We start from the raw sequence: 2611 nt of genomic DNA, 5'->3' as shown, positions 1-2611 counted from the left end.
TTTGCGGAAGTTTGTCACACATTATAAGGGCAATCCCGCACAAAGAGCGTCTGGGGACTTTGCACGCCATCTGCTTGCAAATTTCCCTTCAGAGCCTGTTTCGTATCTTCCCGCACGCATCTTGCGTGCATATTTTCCGAGATATTTCGGGAAAATACTCGAAAATCCACAAAGGATTTTCTCCGTTTTTCCCTTCATCTCTCAAAAAATCTGACGACGCAATCTGCATACGTCAGATACGAAACAGACTCTCATATTTCACAAAAATGCTCGTGAATACATCAAGTATTCACTCCGCTTTTTGTTTCATCTGACGAAAAATTTGACGACGCATCTGTCGCACAATCTTTGTGCGGTATTGCCTAAGAAAATACAAAAATGCCCTGTGTCAACGAAAATCAGTTGACACAGGGCGTTTTTTGCTATTATGAATGACTAATTGCAGAAATTAGTTCAGAATCATTGCACTGAATGCAGTGTCCAGAGCCTTTTCCTTGACTGCACCAGCTTCGGTAGTGTCCGCTGTGACGGTGTAGTAAGCCTTGATCTTCGGCTCTGTACCGGACGGACGAATAACAACCTTTGCACCTTCTTCCAGAGAGAATGCCAGTACGTTGGACTTCGGCAGGGTGATCTCTGTTTTTTCACCGGTGGTCAGGTTCTTGGAAATGCTGGTCTGGTAGTCGTCGAACTGGAGCACCTTCAGACCGTTGATCTCAGTCGGGTGTTCTTCCCGCAGCTTAGCCATGATCTTCTGCATTTCGATCATGCCGCTTTCGCCCTCAAAGGTGAAGCTGTGCTGGCTGTGTACATATACGCCGTACTTCTCGTACATACGCTTGCGGGCTTCGATCATGGAAATGCCCTTGGTGCGGTAGTAAGCAGCCATTTCGCAGATCAGCATGGAGGCAACAACTGCGTCCTTGTCGCGGACATAGGAACCAGCCAGATAGCCGTAGCTTTCTTCGAAACCGAAAATGTAGCGGTTTTCTTCGCCCTTGGCTTCGAGGAAGCCGATCTGTTCGCCGATGAACTTGAAGCCGGTCAGCACGTCGATAATCTCCACGCCGTATTCCTTGGCAATAGCATTGACAATATCAGTGGTAACAATTGTCTTGACTGCGATCGGGTTCTTCGGCATAGTGCCCTTTTCGGTTCTCTGCTGGCAGATGTATTCCAGCAGCATTGCACCGACTTCGTTGCCGGAGAACAGTGCATAGTCATCGCCGTCAGGAACTGCAATGCCAACACGGTCAGCGTCCGGATCGGTTGCCAGCAGCAGATCCGGCTTTACTTCGCGGCAGAGTTTCAGACCGCATTCCAGAGCCTCGCGGATTTCCGGATTCGGATACGGACAGGTGGTGAAGTTGCCGTCCGGATTTTCCTGTTCCGGAACAACAGTTACGTCCTTGATGCCGATTGCAGACAGAATGTGGCGAACCGGCTTGTTTCCGGTACCGTTCAGCGGCGTGTAAACGATTTTCAGACCGCTTTTTGCACACAGTTCCGGATTCAGGCTCTGCTTCAGAACGTCCTGATAATAAGCATCAATGACAGACTGCGGCGTGTAGGAGATCATGCCGGAAGCCATTGCTTCGTCGAAGTTGGTGTGCTTGACACCAGTGAACATATCCAGAGCGTTGATCTCTGCCAGAACGGCGTTGGCTGCATCAATGGTCATCTGACAGCCGTCGCTGCCGTATACCTTATAACCGTTGTATTTTGCGGGGTTGTGGCTGGCGGTAACCATGATACCGGCACTGCACTTCTGTGCACGAACTGCATAGGACAGCATCGGGGTCGGCATCAGTTCTGTATAGATGTGTACGCGAATGCCGTTTGCAGCCAGAACTTCTGCGGCAGCTTTTGCGAAAACATCGGATTTGATACGGCTGTCATAGGAAATGGCAACGCTGGGTGCTTCGAAAGCGGACTTGACATAATTGGCAAGACCCTGTGTCGCACGGCGTACTGTATAAATGTTCATACGATAGGTGCCTGCACCGATAACGCCCCGCAGACCACCGGTACCGAATTCCAGATCCCGATAAAAACGGTCACTGATCGCAGCGTCGTCACCAGCGATTCCTTTTAATTCCGTTTGCAGATCGGCATCTTCTGTTGCATGCTCCAGCCACTGCTGATACAATTCTTTTTCCGTCATTATAGGATACCTCCATGAAAACAATTTACAATAATCAGGGAACAATACCGCGAAAATACACCCATAGACGGGCGGCTGCGATACCGGAATGTGTAGCCTTATAAAAATCACACACCCAAACTGCATTTATTATACCACATTCTCTGTCAAGATGCAACGATTTTTTTTCGTGCAAACGTGAATTTTTTCAGAAAACAAAAAAACAGCAAAGTTACGCTATGATTTTGCGGGAAAATCTGATTTGTGTTTGAGTCATGGGCAGGCTCTTACTATATCCATATAATAGTGTTGTGCATTGTCTTATATGATGGCAGCACCGTTGCTTGTGAGATTTGCATAGTTTTTTGCAAAATTCTTTTACAGATATTTACTTGACAAATGCGAAAACGCATGGTATAATAATAAAGCTGTCGCACGAGAGCGAAAGTCAAGAGAATAAAGTGCAAC

General features: G+C 47.6%; 2 protein-coding genes. One reads left to right on the top strand and one right to left on the bottom strand.

Annotated features, from left to right (window positions below; all coding sequences use genetic code 11):
• Positions 1 to 214 (top strand): hypothetical protein (locus DXB92_RS14005; protein ID WP_207658598.1); only part of this gene is annotated, 214 nt, incomplete at its 5' end.
• Between the two features lie 234 nt (positions 215 to 448).
• Here DXB92_RS14005 and DXB92_RS11165 read toward each other — a convergent pair.
• Positions 449 to 2164 (bottom strand): phospho-sugar mutase, encoded by a 1716-nt coding sequence (locus DXB92_RS11165; RefSeq protein WP_021683465.1) that lies wholly within the window; start codon positions 2162 to 2164, stop codon positions 449 to 451.
• Positions 2165 to 2611 lie beyond the last annotated feature (447 nt).

It is taken from the genome of Ruminococcus sp. OM06-36AC, from assembly GCF_003438725.1.
Lineage (GTDB): Bacteria > Bacillota > Clostridia > Oscillospirales > Ruminococcaceae > Ruminococcus_C > Ruminococcus_C callidus.
This window is presented reverse-complemented; position numbering and strand designations above follow the sequence as displayed.